Origin of the sequence: Polynucleobacter sp. MWH-HuK1, assembly GCF_018881815.1 — a bacterium.
Classification (GTDB): Bacteria; Pseudomonadota; Gammaproteobacteria; order Burkholderiales; family Burkholderiaceae; genus Polynucleobacter.
This window is the reverse complement of sequence record NZ_JACVPP010000001.1, coordinates 1112532-1133881: the sequence shown is the minus strand read 5'-3', so window position 1 is coordinate 1133881 and position 21350 is coordinate 1112532. Positions and strand designations below refer to the sequence as shown.

Annotated in this window: 20 protein-coding genes, 1 tRNA gene and 1 pseudogene; 14 read left to right on the top strand and 8 right to left on the bottom strand. The window is 46.0% G+C overall.

Annotation, left to right across the window (positions count from 1 at the left end; genetic code table 11):
• Window positions 1-2: 2 nt before the first annotated feature.
• The 6 genes from ICE93_RS05895 to ICE93_RS05870 all read right to left on the bottom strand — a co-directional run bounded on the left by ICE93_RS05895 (window position 3) and on the right by ICE93_RS05870 (window position 6404).
• Complete coding sequence (locus tag ICE93_RS05895) at window positions 3-926, bottom strand: tripartite tricarboxylate transporter substrate binding protein (RefSeq protein ID WP_255554698.1); 924 nt, start codon at window positions 924-926, stop codon at window positions 3-5.
• 221 nt (window positions 927-1147) lie between these two features.
• Window positions 1148-2452, bottom strand: coding sequence for a malonyl-CoA decarboxylase (locus ICE93_RS05890; protein ID WP_216186465.1), 1305 nt, complete (start codon window positions 2450-2452; stop codon window positions 1148-1150).
• Window positions 2453-2586: 134 nt separating this feature from the next.
• Complete coding sequence (locus ICE93_RS05885; RefSeq protein WP_216186463.1) at window positions 2587-3495, bottom strand: LysR substrate-binding domain-containing protein; 909 nt, start codon at window positions 3493-3495, stop codon at window positions 2587-2589.
• Window positions 3496-3510: 15 nt separating this feature from the next.
• Window positions 3511-4299, bottom strand: coding sequence for a prolipoprotein diacylglyceryl transferase (gene lgt / locus ICE93_RS05880; protein ID WP_216186461.1), 789 nt, complete (start codon window positions 4297-4299; stop codon window positions 3511-3513).
• A 5-nt stretch (window positions 4300-4304) separates the two neighbouring features.
• Window positions 4305-4769 carry a DNA polymerase III subunit chi gene (locus ICE93_RS05875; RefSeq protein ID WP_216186459.1) on the bottom strand — a complete coding sequence of 155 codons (465 nt, stop codon included), beginning with the start codon at window positions 4767-4769 and terminating at the stop codon, window positions 4305-4307.
• A 30-nt stretch (window positions 4770-4799) separates the two neighbouring features.
• On the bottom strand, window positions 4800-6404 hold the full coding sequence (locus tag ICE93_RS05870) for a leucyl aminopeptidase (protein ID WP_370624623.1): 1605 nt from the start codon (window positions 6402-6404) through the stop codon (window positions 4800-4802).
• Between the two features lie 163 nt (window positions 6405-6567).
• Between ICE93_RS05870 and lptF the strand changes: the two genes are divergently transcribed.
• From lptF to ICE93_RS05855, 3 genes are all read left to right on the top strand, one after another.
• A complete protein-coding gene (gene lptF / locus ICE93_RS05865) occupies window positions 6568-7683 on the top strand; it encodes an LPS export ABC transporter permease LptF (RefSeq protein ID WP_216186455.1) in 1116 nt (371 codons plus the stop codon).
• Window positions 7680-8834 (top strand): LPS export ABC transporter permease LptG, encoded by a 1155-nt coding sequence (lptG, locus tag ICE93_RS05860; RefSeq protein ID WP_216186453.1) that lies wholly within the window; start codon window positions 7680-7682, stop codon window positions 8832-8834. The genes lptF and lptG overlap by 4 nt, the downstream gene beginning before the upstream one ends.
• Window positions 8835-8896: 62 nt before the next feature.
• Window positions 8897-9838 (top strand): CysB family HTH-type transcriptional regulator, encoded by a 942-nt coding sequence (locus ICE93_RS05855; protein WP_216186451.1) that lies wholly within the window; start codon window positions 8897-8899, stop codon window positions 9836-9838.
• Between the two features lie 63 nt (window positions 9839-9901).
• Here the strand turns inward: ICE93_RS05855 and ICE93_RS05850 are convergent.
• A tRNA-Leu gene (locus ICE93_RS05850) sits at window positions 9902-9986 on the bottom strand.
• Window positions 9987-10138: 152 nt separating this feature from the next.
• Between ICE93_RS05850 and ICE93_RS05845 the strand changes: the two genes are divergently transcribed.
• From ICE93_RS05845 to rng, 8 genes and pseudogenes are all read left to right on the top strand, one after another.
• Entirely contained in the window at window positions 10139-10858 is a 720-nt protein-coding gene (locus tag ICE93_RS05845; protein ID WP_215346852.1) for a YebC/PmpR family DNA-binding transcriptional regulator, read from the top strand.
• A 53-nt stretch (window positions 10859-10911) separates the two neighbouring features.
• Window positions 10912-12189, top strand: a complete 1278-nt coding sequence (gene purD, locus ICE93_RS05840; protein ID WP_216186450.1) for a phosphoribosylamine--glycine ligase — start codon at window positions 10912-10914, stop codon at window positions 12187-12189.
• 44 nt (window positions 12190-12233) lie between these two features.
• Entirely contained in the window at window positions 12234-13145 is a 912-nt protein-coding gene (gene hemF, locus ICE93_RS05835) for an oxygen-dependent coproporphyrinogen oxidase (RefSeq protein ID WP_216188294.1), read from the top strand.
• A gap of 10 nt (window positions 13146-13155) precedes the next feature.
• Entirely contained in the window at window positions 13156-13845 is a 690-nt protein-coding gene (locus ICE93_RS05830; protein ID WP_216186448.1) for a nicotinate-nucleotide adenylyltransferase, read from the top strand.
• A gap of 45 nt (window positions 13846-13890) precedes the next feature.
• A pseudogene (gene rsfS / locus ICE93_RS05825) lies at window positions 13891-14277 on the top strand (ribosome silencing factor); the annotation flags it as partial.
• 23 nt (window positions 14278-14300) lie between these two features.
• Window positions 14301-14744, top strand: a complete 444-nt coding sequence (rlmH, locus tag ICE93_RS05820; protein WP_068323912.1) for a 23S rRNA (pseudouridine(1915)-N(3))-methyltransferase RlmH — start codon at window positions 14301-14303, stop codon at window positions 14742-14744.
• Window positions 14737-15372, top strand: coding sequence for a nucleoside triphosphate pyrophosphatase (locus tag ICE93_RS05815; RefSeq protein ID WP_370624595.1), 636 nt, complete (start codon window positions 14737-14739; stop codon window positions 15370-15372). The genes rlmH and ICE93_RS05815 overlap by 8 nt, the downstream gene beginning before the upstream one ends.
• Window positions 15369-16832 carry a ribonuclease G gene (gene rng, locus ICE93_RS05810; protein ID WP_216186444.1) on the top strand — a complete coding sequence of 488 codons (1464 nt, stop codon included), beginning with the start codon at window positions 15369-15371 and terminating at the stop codon, window positions 16830-16832. The genes ICE93_RS05815 and rng overlap by 4 nt, the downstream gene beginning before the upstream one ends.
• Window positions 16833-16845: 13 nt before the next feature.
• Here the strand turns inward: rng and msbA are convergent, their stop codons facing one another.
• Complete coding sequence (msbA, locus tag ICE93_RS05805) at window positions 16846-18609, bottom strand: lipid A export permease/ATP-binding protein MsbA (protein ID WP_216186442.1); 1764 nt, start codon at window positions 18607-18609, stop codon at window positions 16846-16848.
• A gap of 10 nt (window positions 18610-18619) precedes the next feature.
• Between msbA and ICE93_RS05800 the strand changes: the two genes are divergently transcribed.
• Genes ICE93_RS05800 through ICE93_RS05790 form a run of 3 tightly spaced genes read left to right on the top strand, consistent with a single transcriptional unit; the run spans window position 18620 to window position 21329 of the window.
• Window positions 18620-19381, top strand: a complete 762-nt coding sequence (locus ICE93_RS05800) for a glycosyltransferase family 2 protein (RefSeq protein ID WP_216186440.1) — start codon at window positions 18620-18622, stop codon at window positions 19379-19381.
• Window positions 19378-20157 carry a glycosyltransferase family 2 protein gene (locus ICE93_RS05795; protein ID WP_216186438.1) on the top strand — a complete coding sequence of 260 codons (780 nt, stop codon included), beginning with the start codon at window positions 19378-19380 and terminating at the stop codon, window positions 20155-20157. Before ICE93_RS05800 ends, ICE93_RS05795 begins: the two co-directional genes overlap by 4 nt.
• A 14-nt stretch (window positions 20158-20171) precedes the next feature.
• Complete coding sequence (locus ICE93_RS05790) at window positions 20172-21329, top strand: glycosyltransferase family 9 protein (protein ID WP_216186436.1); 1158 nt, start codon at window positions 20172-20174, stop codon at window positions 21327-21329.
• Window positions 21330-21350: the final 21 nt, after the last annotated feature.

Genomic DNA, 21350 nt, shown 5'->3' with positions numbered 1-21350 from the left:
TCTTAATCTAATTTAGCGCCAGAAGCCTTCGCTACAGCAGCCCAACGCTTAACATCAGCGCTCACAAATTTTCCAAATGCTTCGCCAGAAAGAGTAGGTGTTTCAGAGCCGTTATTAGTCCAGATGGTTTTGATCTCTGGTGTATTTAAAGCTTTCTGTGTTTCAGCAATCATCTTATCGACGATAGGTTGTGGCGTGCCTTTTGGTGCAAACAAGCCATACCACGTAGATACTTCGTATCCCACTAAGCCTGCTTCAGCCGCTGTCGGTACATTCGGAAATCCGGGAGCACGCTTTTGTGATGCAACCGCTAGAGCCACAATCGAACCATTTTTAATTTGAGCCGCTGACGAACCTAAGCCATCAAACTCGATATCTACTTGACCTGCAATCAAGTCTTGCATAGCTGGGCCAGCACCACGATATGGAATGTGGGTAATAAAGGTTTTAGTCAACATCTTGAATTGCTCGCCAGCCAAATGATGCGTGGAGCCATTACCAGCACTAGCGTAGTTGAACTTGCCTGGGTTTTTCTTCAAGAGAGCAATGAATTCTTTCAAGTCCTTCACCTGAACATTCTTTGGATTTACGACAATTACTTGAGGTGGACTTGCAATCATTGCAACCGGCACAAAACTCTTCTCAACGTCGTAATCCAGATTCGGATACATGGATGGCGCAATTGCATGGTGCGCGGCACCAACAAAGAAGGTGTATCCATCTGGTGCAGCCTTAGCAGCAATAGAAGCGCCTAGAGTGCCACCGGCACCACCACGGTTATCAATAACAATTTGCTTACCTAACTGCTTGGTGAGCTGTGTTGCTAAAGGCCTAGCAAAAGCATCTGTGCCACCGCCTGCAGGGAAAGGCACAACGAAAGTAATCGGTTTATTTGGCCATTCCTGCGCCATAGCCACTAAAGGCATAGCGCACGCTAAAAAAGCCGCTTTCTTAATGATTGTCGAAAGTTTTAATTGTTTAAACATCCTAGTCTCCTCCACTTGCCAATATTTTGGCTATGTAAATTATCAATACCGCCTCATCCGACACCATACTACTTTCTGGATCTTTATGCCCAGTTCTCTTTTTAGCTCTTGGGCGAATCTCTTTGGATTCTGCCTCCGAGCATCTCCCCCTCAATTCTTTATCACGGCGCCATCAAGCGTCCTACCGACCTTGAATACACAATCTCACCGTTAGCAAATTTCTCGTGGTTTTCTTCCACGTTACCCAAGTCATAAAGATAGTTAACCATCAAGCCTGCTGACTGACGCAAACCTTTGCGTGACAAGTCTCCTGCCCAATTGACCAAATGCAACTTGGCGCCGTTACCTAAATGGAATTTAGCAACTGGATTGCCATTGCGACCAGTAGAACCTAGACCTAAATAGATGGAGGCCAAGCAAAGTAAAGACTCTTGCTCTTTTGGTGATGCCAAATCGGGATGCCATCCAGCGCTAAGTTTTTCTGCCCATGACTGCGCATCTAACTTGAGATTTGCCAAGGCCTGATCTCGAGCAGCCCGTAAGTTGGGCTTCAATCTCTCTGCAGGAACATCCTCACCTAAGTTAGCCCCGGCCGATACCCAATCCATAAATCCAGGAATTGGAGACAAGGTGACAAAGGTTTTGAGTCCTGGGAATTCAGCATGCAACTGCTCGGCAACACGCTTAATTAAGAAATTACCCATCGATACGCCGCGCAGACCTGGTTCACAATTGCTAATTGAATAGAACACTGCCACTTTGTATTGCGATGGCTGGTCTACTGTCTCAGCCTTCTTGTCAACTAAAGGCGTAATCACCGTTGGAATCTCAGGCAACAACGCCACTTCCACAAAGATCAAAGGTTCGCTAGGCAGCTGCGGGTGGAAGAAGGCAAAGCAGCGGCGATCAGGCTGAAGGCGACGACGTAAATCATCCCAGCCATCAATAGCATGGACCGCTTCGTGATGAATCAACTTCTCCAAAACCTCTGCAGGTGATTTCCAGTCAACGCGATGCATCTTTAAAAATCCTGGATTAAACCAAGATGACAAAAGATGGCGCATATCAAAATCGACTGCCGCTAATTCCGGCTTCTTATCTAAGATTTGCAAAAGATCTCGCCGCATTTGCACTACAGCAGCTGTGCCATGGCCAGCACGATTTAAGCGGCGGAATAATTCTTGTCTGGGAGATTCGGAAACTTTTTGTAACTGTATGTAGTTGCGCGCTGTAGATTCGGCTGCAAAGTTTTGCGCGGCTTTCAATACAGCATCTACCTGAGGGTTTAATTTCTCAAATAAATAAGTAAAGAATGCAATGTGTTGATCTTTTGTCAGCTTGCGATAGTTGTTTACAACATCGTCAGCCATGCTAACTGCATTGGATTCGCCTCGCTCGGAAATCAAGCGCTTAATGGCGTTGTTTGCCTTTGACAGGTTACGGGCTTTTGCTAGCTTTTCGAGCATGTAATCTTTTCAAAAAAGAAAAACGACAAAATGAAGATCGTTCCAATTTATTACTCAGAACATGCAAAATCAATTAAGTTAAAAGAATAAATATTAACTTAAAGTTAAGTATTTTCGTAAAATCTAAGGGTAAATCAGGGGTTTTTGCGATGCAACATGCGGGCTTCAGCCGCTAAAGCCAAAATATTGGGGTTGGATTCATTAGCCTGAAGATACATTAGGCCTATATGTTGGATAACCTGGTATTTGGGCAGTAGGGGTGTAAATTCAATGGCATCGCCCATGAGTGCCCTCACCCTACCCGGCAATAAGGAATGTCCAAGATCCCCGGAGACCATATTCATGAGGGAGAAGATGTCGCCCACCTTCATCACCACATTAGGATTAAAGCCTGCGAGCTGGAAAGCCTCGTAAAACCCTGAAGTCGTAGCAAAGCCGTCCTGAAGGGTAAGAAATTTCTCATGCTGATATTCGGATAGGTCAATATCGGTTGCGTCAGGCTTACTACTTTTAGAGGAGGCTAGAAATAACTGATCCTCAAAGAGGGAAACCACCTGGACGCCCTCGGGCAAGCCTTTTGTTGGAACAGCAATGACAATCGCATCAATACTGCCCTCGGTCAATCGTTTCATCAACTCTTCATTGGACCCAAGAAACAAATCAATATCTAAATCGGGTCTGCGGATTTTGGTGCCCATAATCATGCGAGGAATGATGTTTGCAGTCAGGGAGTACATTGAACCTAGACGAACTTGCCCACTCTCAACCCCTGCTTTAGCTTTCGTCTTTTTAAGGATACGGTCTACATCTGATAACAAATCATTACTTGCCTCGGCCAAATAGATCGCTGCGGGCAAAGCTTTTAATTGACGTCCCTCTTTAACAAATAAAGGGCATCCAATCCCTGTCTCAAGAGAATGCAGCGCCTTGTGAATGCTGACTGAGCTTAAGTGCAACTCTTCTGCAGTACGTGAGAGGCTTCCCGTCCGCACAAACGAACAAAGAATTTCTAACTTTCGCAGCGTCAGTTCTTCGTTCAACATAGAGAGTGATGGGTTTTAAGCACTTTTAGATTTGAATGCGGTCATCAGATAGACGCCAAATATCATCATAGGTACACATAGCCATTGCCCCATAGACAAACCAAGGCCAAGAAGGCCAAGGAAGGCATCAGGTTCACGCGCGTATTCAGCCAGGAAACGGCAAACACCATAACCCAACAAGAAGAATCCAGATACCTGACCCACACGCCTGGGTTTGCCTGCATAAATCCAGAGCGCAATACCGAGTAATGCACCCTCACCGAGCAGTTGATAAATTTGTGAGGGATGACGCGGCACAGAGTCTACCAATGGGAACACCATCGCCCAAGGCAAATCAGTAGGTCTACCCCAGAGCTCTCCGTTAATAAAGTTACCAAGTCGACCAAAAGCCAAGCCAAATGGGACAAGGGGAGCTACTAAATCACTAACAACAAAGAAAGTGGTCTGCCGTTTTTTAGCAAACCAATAAAGGGCGACCAACACTCCCAACAAGCCCCCGTGGAAAGACATACCACCTTCCCAGATTTTGAAAACACTCAAAGGATTGGCCAAGTAAAAGCCTGGCATATAAAACAAGGTATAACCTAGGCGCCCACCAAGCACAACACCGAGAACGCCTGCAAAAAGTAGATCCTCAAGATCTTTATAGGTCCAACCCAAAGCTTGATAACGAGGTGCCTTAATACGCAAACGACCTAAGAGCAAAAACTGCACGAAGGCCATCAAATACATCAAGCCATACCAGTGAATAGCAAAGCTTCCAATACGAATTGCTGCGGGGTCAAACTGAGGATGAATCAACATGAATATTAACTTTTGGATTGGTCAAAGTTATGCAACTCGTGACCTAGATCCCGGTAGGCTTTATAGCGTTCGCGCCCAGCTAAACGCTCGGCCTCATTGACAGTAACTACCTCAACGATTCTGGGGAAACGAGCTACAAGAGCGGGCACATCCGCAGGCATACGCATACCCAGATGAATCATCACATCTGCATGGGGTACGTTGCTTAAAGCGGAAGAAGCAAAGTCGTCTGTCAAAACAATGGGTGTTTCTGCTGCGGCCTCATCTTCGATGAAGCAGTGCGGTAGAAAATCAGCGCCACTAAACGACCACAAAAGATCATTTAACTTTTGCAAGTCGGCCCTCTCACCCACCATCACAATATTACGAACAGGCTCGCCTTCAGGTGTAGCACTCCAGATCTTGCGTGTTAAACGACAGACGTATTCCAGCTTGTCGTTTACATTACTATGAAAATCGATTCGTGCCATTCAGTATCTATCCAAAGATCCGCAAACTACTTACTTGCGCTCAAGTAAGAAATTCACTAGCAAAGGAACTGGGCGACCAGTTGAACCTTTGGCGGCACCACTTTTCCAAGCGGTACCTGCAATATCCAAGTGAGCCCATTTGTATTTCTCGGTAAAGCGTGACAAGAAACATGCTGCCGTCACGCTTCCTGCTGGACGCCCACCAATATTGGCGACATCCGCAAAATTCGATTTGAGTTGCTCATGATAAGCAGCATCTAAAGGCAAACGCCATACAGTATCCAAGGAAGCATGGCCTGCTTTTGTGAGTTCAGTCACCAAACCTTCGTCTGAAGAAAATAAACCACTATGCACGTGTCCCAAGGCAATGACACACGCGCCAGTTAAGGTTGCGATATCAATCACCGCCGCTGGTTTAAAGCGCTCAACATAAGTTAATGCATCACACAAAATGAGACGGCCTTCTGCATCGGTATTAAGAATCTCGATCGTCTGTCCAGACATGCTTTTCACAATATCGCCTGGTCGTGTAGCTTGACCTGATGGCATATTTTCACAAGTCGGAATGACGCCAATGACATTCTTCTTTAATTTCATTAAGGAAACTGAGTACATGGTACCGATCACTGATGCGGCACCACACATGTCGTACTTCATCTCATCCATTGCTTCGCCTGGCTTGAGTGAGATACCGCCAGTATCAAAAGTAATTCCCTTACCAACCAAGACAATCGGAGCATCGCCCGCTTTACCGCCTTGGTGACGCATCACAATAAATTGCGGTGGAGTATCGGAGCCTTTGGCAACCGACAGGAAAGAACCCATACCTAAGGCTTCAATCTGCTTTCGTCCGAGCACTTCGACTTTCAAGCCAGTCTTCTTGCTCAAGCCTTGCGCAGTCTTGCCCAAATATGTTGGCGTACAAACATTGGGTGGAAGGTTGCCCAAATCTTTTGCTAAGTTCATACCCTCAACCATAGCCACACCCTGCTCTACTGCAGCTTTTAATTCTTTTGCACAATCATCATTACCAGCGAACACCAATTGTTTAAATGTATCTACTTTATCTTTGGCTTTAAATTTCATAGCAGGCTGACGAACACCAAAGCGATAAGCTTGATCACCAGCATATTGCACAGTCAGGCGCACTTCTTCTGCGATGAAATCTGCTTTATGTGCAAGCGCAAAGCTCGGAGTAAACCAAAGCGCATTCTCAATAGAGCCGCCGCTCAGCACCTTCAAAGCTGCACGGACCACCTTGGAATAAGTAGTCAAACTACGTTCACCAGCAAGATGAACATCACCCAAAGCAACAAGCAATACGCGTTTTGCTTTAATACCACTGGCAGTCCACGATTTTTCTGCTCGCAACATGCAAACGGAAGCCTGTTTAGGATCCAAATCCCCAACAACATTAGCGTGATTGACCGAACCTCCAAGCAAGAGATCCAACTCGGGCAAAAAGCCCGCTTTGGCCTTCGCGCCTTTAGCCCCAGAGAAACTATCAAAATCTGCTTTTGAGTAGGCCAAAACCAAACAGTCAGTGTTGTGACCCAATAGGGATTTGAGACTGGATTTCTGAAGTTTTGAGCTCTGCAGGTCGGCTTGAGGGAAAATTTTGGTATTAAATTGGATTGTCATAATCTATTACGGTATTTTGGTCGATTCAAAAGAGGTGAAATTGCTAATCCGAGACGTTTATCCATTATCCTCCGACATGAGGATAGACCCCTTATTAATAGCAATTTAAGACATTTATAGCCCCAAATAACCCCACGAATCCAGACCCTTATTTTTCATGATTTTTAAACAGGCCCTCCGCCGCGAACTCAGTTTTACGACTGGTGGGGTGTTTTTGGTCTTAGTCACCATCATGGTGACCACTCTGGTTATCCGAATCTTGGGCTACGCCGCTAATGGCGCAGTCAATCCTGAGGATGCAGTTGTATTAATTGCCTTGGCCACTTTGGGTTATCTCGCCGTTCTCTTAACTGTTTCATTATTTGTGGCGACCCTCATTGTTTTAGTCCGCTGGTATAAAGATTCCGAAATGATCGTTTGGTTTGCAAGCGGCTTGAGCATCACCAATCTCATTCGCCCGATTTTGCAATTTGCTACACCACTCATCATTGTGATTGCCCTGCTTGCACTTTTTGTTTGGCCATGGGCAAATCGGGAATCCACCCTAATTAGTCAGCGCTTTCAACAACGAGATGATGTATCCATGGTGAGTGCCGGGCAATTTAAGGAATCCGCAAAAGCAGAGCGCGTCTTTTTTATTGAAGAGCTCGATGTAGACAAGAGTGAAGTAAAAAATATCTTCGTGGCGGACTCAAAAAATGGTCGCTTGAGCATTGCAGTGTCGTCTACTGGCTACATCCAAAATTCGGAGGGTGGGGAAAAGTCTATCGTGCTCCACAACGGGCGGCGCTATGAGGGGCAACCCACACAGCCCGATTTTAGAATTCTTGAATTTAACGAGTACAGCACCAAAATTCGCAGCAAAGATGCATTAGCACCTGCACCTCGCGATCGAGAGAAGACCATTACCGAGCTTCTCAACGACCCTAACCCAGCCTCAGTTAATCCTAATCGCGCTGAACTACTCTGGCGTATTGGTTTGCCATTAATGGCCTTGGGTTTGGTGCTAATCGCTATACCACTTGCTTATGTAAACCCGCGTCTTGGTAACTACACAGCAATGTTCTATGCGGTATTGATTTACCTGATATACAGCAACCTGCTAAACCTGACACAAAATTTTGTTTCGCAAGGTAAGGTCAGTGTTTTTGTTGCCATCTGGCCTATACATTTACTTGCTTTATTGATTGCAACAGTCTTAATTCGCAATCGTATCAACCCTTCACTCAAGTGGTGGCTCCGTCAGCTGCCCGCCTCAATTGTTAAAAAATGAAGCTGCTCTTCCCCTTCATCTATGAGCGCTATTTAGCTAAGCAGATCTATGCTGCTTTTGGCTTCATTCTCTTTGCATTGGTAGCACTGTTTTTGTTCTTCGATATTTTGAGCGAGCTAGGTTCGGTACAAGGGGCTTACACACCCCCTTTAGCGCTACTTCATGTTCTCCTCAAGGCGCCAAGCCGTATTTCTGAAATCATTCCGATTGCAGGATTGATTGGCAGTATTTATGTATTTGCGATGCTAGCGAGTCAGTCCGAATTCACCATCTTGCGTATCGCTGGCTTAGATGTGAGACGCGGACTCATTACGCTCACCAAAATCTCTCTTCCATTGATTGCGCTGACACTCATCATGAGTGAATGGGTTGGGCCTTATACAGAAGCAAAGTCCGATCAGATTCGCATGAAAGCCATGGGTTCAGCGTACTCATCTCAATTTAGAACTGGTGTCTGGGTAAAAGATCGCTTACGTGACGAAGATGGTAGTGGCCCGGTTCGCCCTGGGGTTCGCTACGTCAACGTTGGTAAGGTCGATAAGGATAATGAGATTCGCAATATTCGTATGTATGAGTTTGATGACACCTATCACCTGCTCTCCATTCGCAGTGCCGTGTCAGGGCAGTTTGATGAGACAGGTGTATGGGTATTAAACGATGTGACTGAAACACGTTTCAAAGAAACCAAGCAATCAGACCCGCTCAATCCTGTTTTTTCTGCGCAGACTTTTACACATCCAATCGTTACCCTGGAGTCCGAAGTCACGCCACAAATTTTGAGCGTGCTTTTAATCAGCCCAGAAAAAATGTCCATCGTGAGTTTGGGTCGCTTCATATCCCATCTGCGTGATAACAAACAAGATGCGCACCGACATTCGATTGCCTTCTGGAAAAAAGTAATTTACCCATTCACTATTTTTGTGATGCTCACATTGGCACTTCCCTTTGCCTACCTCAAGGTACGAGCTGGTAGCGTTGGTATTAAGGTATTTGGCGGCATCATGCTGGGTATGAGCTTTCAGCTTTTTAACTCTCTGTTCTCAAACGTAGGGCTTTTGGGATCTTGGCCAGCACTGATCACCGCGCTTACACCGCCCTTGCTTTACTTCCTATTGGCGCTCGCTGGTCTGCGCTGGGTTTCTAAGGCTTAATACCTGAAATTCATTTAGAATGAGATTCCTATATCTTTGTTGATATATAGACTGGAATCCTAATGAATCTACATCAATTCCGTTTTGTACGGGAAGCCGTTAGACAAAACTTCAACTTAACGACCGCTGCCAAAGCACTTTTTACCTCCCAACCAGGGGTATCCAAGGCCATTATCGAGCTAGAAGATGAGTTGGGTGTTGAGATCTTCCGCCGTCACGGCAAACGTATTCGCTCCCTTACAGAACCCGGCAAGAGAATTTTGAGTTCGATTGAACGCATCCTCGATGAAGTGGAAACACTCAAACGAGTAGGCAAAGATTTTGCTAGCCAAGATCAAGGCAGCTTTGTAATTGCCACTACCCACACTCAAGCACGTTATGCCCTACCTAAAGTGCTTACTGAATTTACTAAACGCTTTCCAAAGGTTAAGGTCAGTATTCAGCAAGGCAGTCCAGGTCAAATTGCAGAATTACTCACACATGATCGCGCAGATATCGCAATTGCAACTGAAGGTATTGCTAATACTCCGGGGGTGCTGGCACTACCAGGCTATCAATGGCATCATGTATTGATGGTACCGCTCAGCCATCCACTTCTAAATCAAGCCACACTAACACTTGAAGAGATTGCCAAGTACCCCATCATTACCTATGACAAAGCATTCGCGGGTCGTAGCAAGATTGATGCAGCCTTTGCACAAAGAAACATCACACCAGACATTATTTTGGAAGCGATTGATGCGGACGTTATTAAAACCTATGTTGAGACCGGCATGGGTATCGGGATTGTTGCAGGCCATGCGTATGACCCTGATCGAGATCGCAATCTGAAGGTGATTCCTGCGGGACACTTATTTGGTAACAACGTGACCCATTTGGGGGTTAAGCAAGGCGCTTACTTGCGCTCATTTGTATACACCTTTATAGAACTCTTCTCACCCACGCTCACCAAGAAGATTGTTGAGCAGGCAATGTCGAACGAGACTGAGACGTATGAGATTTAACTAAATGTAATTTAGCGATTGATTCTAATTTGGGGAATCCTCAAAAACAGACCTGTTTTTGAGTGGTGCCTCGGGGCGGACTCGAACCGCCACGCCTTGCGGCACCGGATTTTGAGTCCGGCACGTCTACCAATTCCATCACCGAGGCAGGTGTTTGCAGTGGAAATTCTGCTTACTTTTCTACTTTGTTACTGCTAAGACATGAGAGTGTAACAAAAAATGGCTAGATACCTCCTACCTTAGGTCTAGAACCCCTTAAAATGAGGTCTTCTAGCCAAATTATTAAAAGGACTTACCCGTATGGCCGGCCATTCGAAATGGGCCAATATTCAGCACCGCAAAGGTCGTCAGGACGAAAAACGCGGCAAGATTTGGACCAAACTCATTAAAGAAATTACCGTAGCTGCCAAATTAGGCGGTGGCGACGTTGCTACTAACCCACGTTTGCGTTTGGCGATTGATAAGGCTAAAGACTCCAATATGCCTAATGACAACGTGCAAAGAGCAATTCAGCGCGGCACTGGATCGCTTGAGGGCGTGAACTACGAAGAGATTCGTTATGAGGGTTATGGCATGAATGGCGCTGCCATCATCGTTGATTGCTTAACTGATAACCGCACTCGTACCGTTGCAGAGGTGCGCCATGCCTTTAATAAAAACGGTGGCAATATGGGCACCGAAGGTTCGGTTGCTTTCTTATTTAAACACTGCGGTCAAATGTTATTTGCTCCAGGAACGAGCGAAGATCAACTTATGGAAGTTGCATTAGATGCCGGCGCAGAAGATGTCATCACTCATGACGATGGATCTTTAGAAGTCTTATGCCCTGTTCCAGATTTCTCAAAGGTACAAGATGCCATCAGTAAAGCAGGCCTAAAGCCTGAACTAGCAACAGTTGCTATGCGCCCTGAGACTGAGATTGCCCTTGAAGGGGAGCTAGCAGAAAGCATGCAGAAATTGCTGGACGCACTTGAGAACTTAGATGATGTTCAAGAGGTCTTTACGAACGCAGCGCTTTGATTTTTGAAATTCACTTCTTTTAATTACCTCATTTAAATAATAGTTAGCTTGTTATGAAAATTCTACTTATCGGATCTGGCGGACGCGAACACGCGCTGGCTTGGAAACTAGCTCAATCCCCTCAAGTACAAACTGTCTATGTTGCTCCGGGCAATGGCGGCACGGCCACCGCTAAACAGACTTCTGCAGGCATTGAGAATCTGCCGATGACTGGGTTACAAGAACTTGCTGATTTTGCTAAGCGCGAAAAAATTCACCTAACAGTTGTGGGTCCTGAGGCCCCACTTGCCGCCGGCATCGTAGATGTATTTCGTAATAATGGCTTGCGCATTTTTGGTCCAACCCAATTAGCTGCGCAATTGGAGTCTTCTAAAGATTTCTCCAAAGCCTTTATGAAACGTCACGGCATTCCTACTGCGGATTACCAAACATTTTCTAATGCCTTAGAGGCGCACGCCTATATCGACTCCAAAGGCGCACCGATTGTGATTAAGGCTGATGGCCTTGCTGCAGGCAAAGGTGTAGTTGTTGCTATGAGCCTTGAAGAAGCGCATGCCGCGGTGGACATGATGTTGGCTGATAACAAATTAGGCAATGCTGGTGCTCGTGTAGTAATTGAAGAATTTCTCACTGGTGAAGAAGCTAGCTTCATTGTTTTGGTTGACGGTAAAAACGTTTTAGCTTTGGCAACAAGCCAGGATCACAAACGCTTACTCGATGCTGATCAGGGCCCTAATACTGGCGGCATGGGTGCTTACTCCCCCGCTCCGGTAGTTACTCCAGAAATCCATGCACGTGCATTGCGCGAAGTGATCATGCCAACCGTAAATGGCATGAAAGCAGATGGCATTCCCTACACCGGCTTCTTGTATGCAGGTTTGATGATTGCACCGGATGGCAAGATTAAGACACTTGAATTTAATTGCCGTATGGGTGATCCAGAAACTCAACCAATCATGGCGCGCCTGCGTAGCGATCTCGTGAATGCTTTAGATCATGCTGTTGACGGCACACTCAATGAGGTCGAGCTGGAATGGGATCGCCGCACTGCCCTGGGCGTAGTGCTTGCCGCTCATAACTACCCCGACACCCCTCGTGCTGGCGATGTGATTACCGGCATCCCCGCTGATACCGAAGATCAAATTACTTTCCATGCTGGCACAAAACTGCAAGATGGCAAGGTAGTAACTTCTGGTGGACGCGTCATGTGCGTTGTTGGACTTGCTGATACTGTCCGTGGTGCCCAACAGAAAGCATACGAAGCAATCAATCACATTAAGTTCGATGGCATGCAATATCGCAAAGATATTGGCTATCGAGCCATTAAGTAAACCAATATCGAGTTAGAGCACCTTTGTCAGATCAACATACCCAAATCAATATTGCAGCCTTAAAAGATTACTTTTTAGGATTGCAAGAGCGCATTACCACCGCGATGAGTGCTTTGGATGGCAAGGTCTTTATTGCCGATGAATGGCATAAGCCCGAAGACAGCAAACTCAAAGGGTATGGTCGCACTTGTATTTTGGATGGCGGCAATATTCTAGAAAAAGGTGGTGTAGGCTTCTCACACGTTCGCGGCGATCAAATGCCGCCCTCAGCATCGCATCACCGCCCAGAAGTGGCTGGACGCAGCTTTGAAGCAATGGGCGTCTCTTTGGTGTTTCACCCAAATAACCCCAAAGTACCAACCACGCATATGAATGTGCGCTGCTTTATTGCGCAAGCCACAGGAAAAGAACCGGTTTGGTGGTTTGGTGGTGGCTTTGATCTCACACCCTATTACGGGGTTGATGAAGACTGCAAACACTTTCATCAAACCGCTAAAGACGCACTAGATCCTTTTGGTGAAGAGCTCTATCCTCGCTTTAAGAAGTGGTGCGATGAGTACTTCTATCTAAAGCATCGTGAAGAGCCGCGCGGTATTGGTGGAGTTTTCTTTGATGACTTTAATGAGCTTGGTTTTGAAAAGAGCTTTGCGATGACGCGTGCGGTAGGAGATGCATTTATTAATGCTTATCTGCCGATTGTGCAGCGTCGCTATCAAGATAGCTTTACCGCCGAAGAAAAGGCATTCCAAGAATATCGTCGTGGCCGCTATGTGGAATACAACCTCATCTTTGACCGAGGCACTATTTTTGGTCTGCACTCTGGTGGCCGCACCGAATCTATTTTGATGTCAATGCCGCCGGTGGTTCAGTGGTGGTACAACTGGCAGCCTCAGCCTGGCACACCAGAAGCTAAGTTGTATGACTACTACCTAAAGCCACGCGATTGGCTAGCGTGAGCATCCAGCATTGAGCGCTATTAAAAAAATTGGCATTCTGGGAGGTACATTTGATCCTCCTCATGTTGGCCACCTCAAACTAGCTACGCATTTTGCTAAGCTATTGCGCTTGGATGCACTCCTACTGATACCCAGTGGTGAGCCGTGGCAAAAAGGCAAATGCATCACCTCAGCAGAAATGCGTTTTAGATTAACTGAGGCTGCTGGCATTGATTTAGCTAGAGCGTTTTTGTATTTAAAGATATCCACTCAAGTAGGCATTGATCGCATAGAAATAGATCGTGCCGGTCCAAGCTATGCCATTGATACCGTGAAAGCACTGCGTGAGCGATTTGGCGCGGATGCTAGCCTGACTTGGTTGATGGGAGCGGATTCTTTGGTTGCGCTACCTAGCTGGAACTCCTGGGAAAAACTCAGCCAATTTGTGAATTTTGCCGTAGCCACCAGACCTCACCATGACTTAAAGGAGCAACTCAGCCCTAAGGTGAGTCAATTGCTACAAGAACATCAAACAAAAGATGCTGCCGCTCTTGAAAATTGCGCTGCAGGCCTCATATACATCGATGAAAGCCTCAATATCGACTTATCCTCTACCGAGTTAAGAGATCGCCTTAAATCCAGCTCTAGAAGCGCCATAGCGTCTGAGCAAATTCCAACCCATACCCTAGAAATCATTACAAATCTGGGCTTGTATCAGTAATCAAGCTAAGATCACCCTAAATACAAAAATTATTGCCGAAAGAATATGGACTTACGTAAATTACAACGCGTCATAATTGATGCTCTAGAGGATGTGAAGGCCCAAGATATTCGCGTCTACGACACAACCAAATTAAGTGAACTATTTGACCGGGTCATTATTGCCACCGGCTCAAGCAATCGCCAAACCCGCTCTTTAGCAATGTCCGTTAAAGAAGAGGTGAACGCTAAAGGTGGCGAAGTCATCTCTATTGAAGGTTTGGAAACTGGTGAATGGGTATTAGTAGATTGCGGCGATATTGTTGTGCATATTTTGCAACCGATGCTGCGTTCTTACTATCAGCTAGAAGGCATGTGGGGTGCTAAGCCTGTACGCGTGAAATTGGCTGGCAGCAAAGGTCTTGCTAAAGCTAGCGAATCAGAAGACGACGAATAAGTTTGTCGTTAAAAGCATCGATGCGCCTCACCATTGTTTCAGTTGGTCATAAGATGCCTGATTGGGTTGCAACCGCAACTCATGACTACATTAAAAGAATGCCTGCAGACTGCAGCATTGAAATTAAAGAAATCAAACCTGACCTGACGCCTGCTAAAGAGGCCGTCAAAATTGCTGCCGCCATTCCGAAGGGCTCAAGAGTGATTGCTTTAGATGAGCGCGGCAAAGACCAAACCACTCAAAACTTAGCCACTCAATTGGCCAGTTGGCGCCAAGAGGGTTTTGATATCACCTTCCTTATAGGTGGTGCAGATGGTTTGGATCCGAGCCTGAAAACCACCGCTCAGGCGATGTGGCGCCTTTCCAGCCTGACCCTTCCTCATGCTATGGCTAGAGTACTGCTGGTAGAGCAGCTTTATCGAGCTTGGACCATACTGCAAGGTCACCCCTACCATCGTGAGTAATCTTGTGAGCCCATTTATTTATCTCGCCTCGCAGAGTCTGCGTCGCCAAGAACTTTTAGAACAAATTGGCGTTCGCTTCGAAATGCTTTTACCAAGCGCCGATGAGGATAGTGAAGGCATTGAAACACCTCTTCCCCAAGAAAAAGCTCGCGCTTATGTTGAAAGAGTTACCCTAGCAAAAAGTGCAGCAGCACTCTCTCGTTGGCAAAAAAGTAATTTACCTTGGGCTCCGATTCTCTGTGCAGATACCACCGTTAGCCTACCCAATAGTCCTGATGGTGAAATTTTAGGCAAGCCATGCGATGCGGCAGATGCTGCAAGAATTCTGAACATGCTCAGCGGCAAAGCACATGAGGTATTAACTGCAGTTGCCATTACCCCAACTCCAACAGAGGCACCTAAGGTTTTGGTACAGGTATCACACGTGCAATTTGCCAATCTATCCCCAGAACAGATAAATGCTTACATCGCCAGTGGCGAACCCTTTGGCAAGGCCGGGGCCTATGGCATTCAGGGTCTAGGGGGTGCTTTTATTCCCTCTATCCAAGGAAGTTATAGCGGTATCATGGGCTTACCCATCTATGAAACTCAACAATTACTAGAAATTGCCTGCCTGAATCGCGTATGAACGAAGAAATACTGATCAATATCACCCCGCAAGAAACGCGCGTTGCTTTAATTCAGCAAGGGGCTGTTCAGGAGCTACAAATTGAACGCACTCGCCAACGGGGCATTGTGGGTAATATTTATTTAGCCAAAGTGGTTCGCGTGCTACCTGGCATGCAATCAGCATTTATTGAGATTGGCTTAGAGCGCACTGCTTTTATGCACGTTGCTGATATCACCCAAAATAATCCTCAAGCGCAAATTGAAAAGTTATTGTTTGAAGGTCAAACACTTTTAGTGCAAGTACTAAAAGATCCTCTAGGCACAAAAGGTGCGCGCCTTACAACTCAATTAAGTATTGCAGGACGTAATTTAGTTTACCTTCCGCCCGCAGGCAGCGATACTGCCACCGAGAAATACATTGGCGTTTCTCAACGAATTGATCAACCCGAGGAACGCGAGGCCATTAAGGCACGCTTGGCTAGTTTGATGGCTGCCGATGAAAAAGGTGGGATTATTGTCCGAACCAGCGCTCAGGATGCATCAGATACTGAACTGCAGCATGACATGCTTTATTTGCGCACCACCTGGGAAAACATCCATGCGGCCATGAAACACAATCCTGCGCCCACCCTTCTCTATCAAGACTTAAGCCTGGCCGAACGAGTATTAAGGGATGTGGCCGGAGAAGAAACTACGCAGATTCGCGTGGATTCAGCTGAGAATTTCGAGAAACTTAAATTATTTACTAATTCTTACATGCCCAATCTATTGGGCAAGTTGACATTACATCGTGGCGAGCGCGCCCTCTTTGATTTATTTGACGTCGATGCCGAGATTAATAAGGCACTGGGTCGCAGAGTTGATCTCAAATCGGGCGGCTATCTGATGATTGATCAAACAGAATCTATGACTACGATTGATGTGAATACTGGCAGTTATGTCGGCGCACGCAATCTTGATGACACAGTCTTTAAAACGAATTTAGAGGCTGCCCAAGCCATTGCAAGGCAGCTACGCTTACGTAATCTAGGTGGAATCATCATTATTGATTTCATCGATATGATTGGTAAAGATCATCAAGAATCAGTGCTGCATGAACTTAAGCGCAATCTTGAGCGCGATCATGCGCGCACCTCAGTAAGCGACTTCTCTGCTTTAGGTTTAGTAGAGATGACTCGCAAACGCACTCGTGAATCCTTGGCCCATATTACCTGTGAGCCTTGCGCTACATGCCTTGGCAAGGGTGAGGTTAAAACTGCACAAACGATTTGCTATGAGATTTTGCGTGAGATTGTTCGGGAGCACCGCCAATTTAATCCAAGAGAATTTAGGATTGTGGCTGCGCCTGATGTCATTGACCTCTTCTTGGAAGAAGAGAATCAATTTCTGGCACAACTCGGTGACTTTATTGGTAAACCCATTACCCTCCAAGCAGAAGGTAGCTTCCGCCAAGAACAATACGATATTGTTCTTAGTTAAATTCGCTTATTAGTTAGGCGTTTGAAAATTGGATACGATGCAAGTTGGCATAGAGCCCATCTTGCTTAATTAGTTCTTCGTGTGAACCATTTTCAATCACTTTGCCGTGCTCCAAAACCACAATACGATCGGCATGCTCAATGGTAGATAAGCGATGAGCGATGACCAAGGTAGTTCTGCCAGCCATTAAGCGCTCGAGCGCATCCTGGACCTGGCGCTCAGATTCAGAATCCAAAGCGGAAGTTGCCTCATCCAAGATCAAAATCGGTGCATCTTTATAGATCGCACGCGCAATTGCTAAACGCTGGCGCTGCCCGCCAGATAAGCGATTGCCGTTATCACCTATTAGCGAATCAATTCCTTCTGGCAACTCTTTAATAAGAGCACTTAAATTGGCAGCCTCCAATGCCTCCATGACGCGGCCGCGATCAATTCCTTCTTGACCAGTAGCTCCGTATGCCACATTCGCTGCAATGGTGTCATTGAAGAGAATGACATCCTGACTCACAAAAGCAATTTGGCGACGCACATCGGCCAACACAATATCCTCTAAGGGAATTTCATCTAAGAAAACATGACCACTGGTAGGTTTATAGAATCGAGGCAACAAATTGACGAGAGTAGATTTACCACCACCAGATGGCCCGACAAAAGCAACAACTTCGCCTGGCTTAATGGTGAGATTAATATTACTGAGGGCATCCTTACGATCACCCTCCTGCTCATATGCAAATCCAACATTCTCAAATCGAATGCCGCCCTTAGCTATATCAAGCGGCTTCATGCTTTGCTTGCGCTCTTCACCCTCTTCAAAAGGTTGATCCATTAATCCAAAAATCATTTCTGCTGCAGTGAGGCCGCGTTGGAGTGGTTGATTAATGTCGGCCAAGTGCTTTAATGGGGAAATCACCAGCATCATGGCGGTAATAAAAGCCGCAAAACCTCCAACAGTAGTGCCTTCAGTGGCTGACTGCATTAAAGCAATTACGAGAACCACCGATAGAGCCATAGACGCTATCAATTGAGTAATAGGCTGATTTAAACCACCCGCAACTGCAGATTTCAGAGCAAACTGACGAGCTCGCTCAGCCTTTTGCTTAAAACAATTCATCTCATACTCTTCAGCGCCATGCACCTTAACAATTTTGTAACCAGCAGCAGCTTCTTCAACAATATAAGCAAGATCGCTGGTAAGCGTTTGTTGTTCACGATTAAGTGATCTGAGTCGACGATTGATTTTGCTCATGATGAATGCAATCACCGGGAAAATAATCAAGACAACTAAAGTCAATTGCCAATTGAGATAAATCAAGTAGCCAATCAAACCAACAACTGTCAATGAATCTCTCACCAAGCTGATGAGCATTCCACCCATCACGGAAAGAACATTATTTACCTCAAAAACTACACCATTGATTAAGTTCGATGCAGAGTTTTTTTGAAAAAAAGTAGTGCTAGCATGTAGGAGAGTTTGAAACATTTGTTCGCGCAACTTTAAAAGTACGGAATTAATGACTCTAGTTAACAAATAGTTCGACAGAAACTGCGCCAAGCTCCGAACCAAAGCCAAGCCCACCAAGAAAACTGGCACCTGCCAAAGCTTGCTATTAAGCTGACCAGTAAAGCCACGGTCCAATAAGGGCTTCATTAAGGCTGGAATTGAGGTTTCAGCACCAGCTACGACAGCCATAGCCAAAAGGGACCCAATAATCAGGCCATAATGGGGCTTAAGGTAAGCAATTAAGCGATTTAACGCAATACGGTCTTGAGCATTCATATAATGAATTATGCCCACCTTATCAGTCATACTCATCACCCGCAATGAAGAGGCCAATTTGGACGATTGTCTGGCCTCCCTGGAGGGTATTTCCCAGCAGATCGTGGTTGTTGATACCAATAGCTCGGATCGCACCCTAGAAATCGCCAAAAACCATGGTGCGACCATATCCCAGCCATCCGACTGGCCTGGTTTTGGCCCTCAAAAGAACCGTGCTTTAGACCTTGCAACCGGTGAATGGGTCTTATCCATAGATGCAGATGAGCGCCTAACTACAGCTCTCAAATCTGAGATCCTTACGGCAATTCACCATAGCGCCCATGTGAACTGTTTTGCCATCCCTAGATTATCCTGGTACTGCGGTCGTTTTATCCGCCACTCTGGCTGGAGCCCTGACTATGTAGATCGTCTTTTTAAACGTGGCACCGCCCGCTTCTCAGATGATATAGTCCATGAGCGCCTCATACCCAATGGTCAGGTAGCTAAACTAGAAAACCCATTGCTCCATTACAGCTTTATGAACTACTCTCAAGTTCTGCAAAAGCTCGATCGCTATTCCACCGCATCCGCAGAGCAAGCATTTGCCAAAGGAAAGACAAGTAGCCCTCTCAAGGCCGTTCTTCATGGTGTATGGGCCTTTATCCGCACATACATTATTCGCGCCGGATTCTTAGATGGGGCGCAAGGATTTGCTCTAGCAGTATCTAATGGTCAAGGCACTTACTATCGCTACATCAAGCTTTGGCACCTCAACCAGGAAGCCAATAAATGATTTCGATTTTGCTGGCCACTTACAACTGGCCACAAGCACTCAAGCTTTGCCTAGAATCACTAGCCACTCAAACAGACAAGAACTTTGAGATCATCATTGCCGATGATGGCTCTACCGAGAGTACAAAAAAGGTGATTGATTCTTTCATGGACTCATATCCCATCGCTATCAAGCATCTCTGGCAAGAAGATCATGGCTTTCGGAAAACAAAAATTCTGAATCAAGCCATTAATGCTGCCTATGGTGATTACCTCGTTTTTTTAGATGGCGATTGCATTGTGCAGCCAGACTTTGTAGCAAGACATCGTGAATTGGCGCAAAAAGGATGTATGGTGACCGGTAGTCGAGTCCTTCTGGATAAGGGCCTCACCCAAGAATTACTCTCCTGGCCTCAATGGAGTTTTCAGAAATTCTCCTCAGGCTTGCTAGGTATGCGTCTTAGCGGGGGCATTAATAAATACTTGCCCCTCAAGATCAAGCTTGGCGACGGCTCCTGGCGTGATTACAAAAAGTTTGTTTGGCGTCGCATCAAAGGTTGCAATATGGCTTGCTGGAAAGCAGATGCAAAAGCTATTAATGGCTTTGATGAAACCATAACAGGCTGGGGTCACGAAGATGCTGACTTTGTATTTCGATTGCAGCATCACGGAATCACCCGCAAATCGGGCTCTTGGTCTACTGAAGTCCTACATCTGTTTCATAAAATTAATGATCAAAGTAATGCTGCAGAGAATGCGCGACATGTGCGCGAGAAGATTTTGGCTAAGGCGCTGTAAGTATTCGCAACAATATGACCACTTACTCAAAACCCAAGCCTAAAAAAGTCTTATTCATTGCCACTCGGCAAATCGGCGACGTGCTGGTAACAACACCCCTTATTACCAAAGCCAGGGAGCTTTGGCCTGATGCAGAATTTCATTTTCTAGGCTATCGCGGCAAGCTAGACATGTTGTACGGCAATCCAGACATTTCTGAATTTATTGAAACCTCAGATCGACCAGGTTTTGGTGAATACCTCTCATTATTTAATCGCCTATTTCAGCGTTATGACTTAGCGGTAGTCACCCAACCTAGCGACCGTGCCTACCTATATGGCTTAGTAGCCGCTTTCAGAAGAGTGGGTGTCCTAAGTGGCCATCCTCAAGGCAAAGATTCTGAAGATCAAAACAAGCATAGCAAGAGCGAGAAGCAAAATGCCTGGAAGAAGTTCATCTGCATGCACACCGTGGATGTTGATTACTTTAATCAACACGTCATTACAGAAAAGCTCCGCCTTCTAGAAACCTTCTTTAAAAATCCAGCGGATTTATTCTCTAGGCCGATCTCGGTGACACCTCCTGTGGGCGAACCTTTGACACCTGTCATCGCCGGTGAACTCAAACAGCCTTATGTCGTCATTCACCCAGGACCTCTTACTGCTTATAAACGTTGGCCACTCGCATACTGGCAAGAACTCATTACCTGGCTGGTTAATCAAGGTTTTCAGGTTGTATTAAGCGCTTCACCGGCAAAGCAAGATGTACAACTCAATCACGACATCATGTCTTTATTGTCCGAAGAAATTAAGGGCAAAGTAATCAACGCTGCGGGCAAGTTATCCATTCCGCAGGCGGGCACGCTCATTCGGAGCGCTGCTTTATATATTGGTGTTGATACGTCCATCACACATTTAGCAGCAGCCTGCAATACCCCAACTATCACCCTCTTTGGCGCTACCCCGCCAACCAACTTTGGCCCTTGGCCCAATGGCTTTATTGGTAAACAACCTTATCAATTGCGCGCCCGTACACAAACCGTAGGCAATGTCATCATCTTGCAAGGCCCTGGTGAATGCGTACCATGTCGTAAAGCCGGATGTCTTGATAAAGCCGATAGCTATAGCGAGTGTTTGGATCTTCTAGAACCTAAACAAGTGATTGAAGCGATTCAAAAGGTATTTCCGAGCTAGGGCAATAAAAAATTGCTGTGG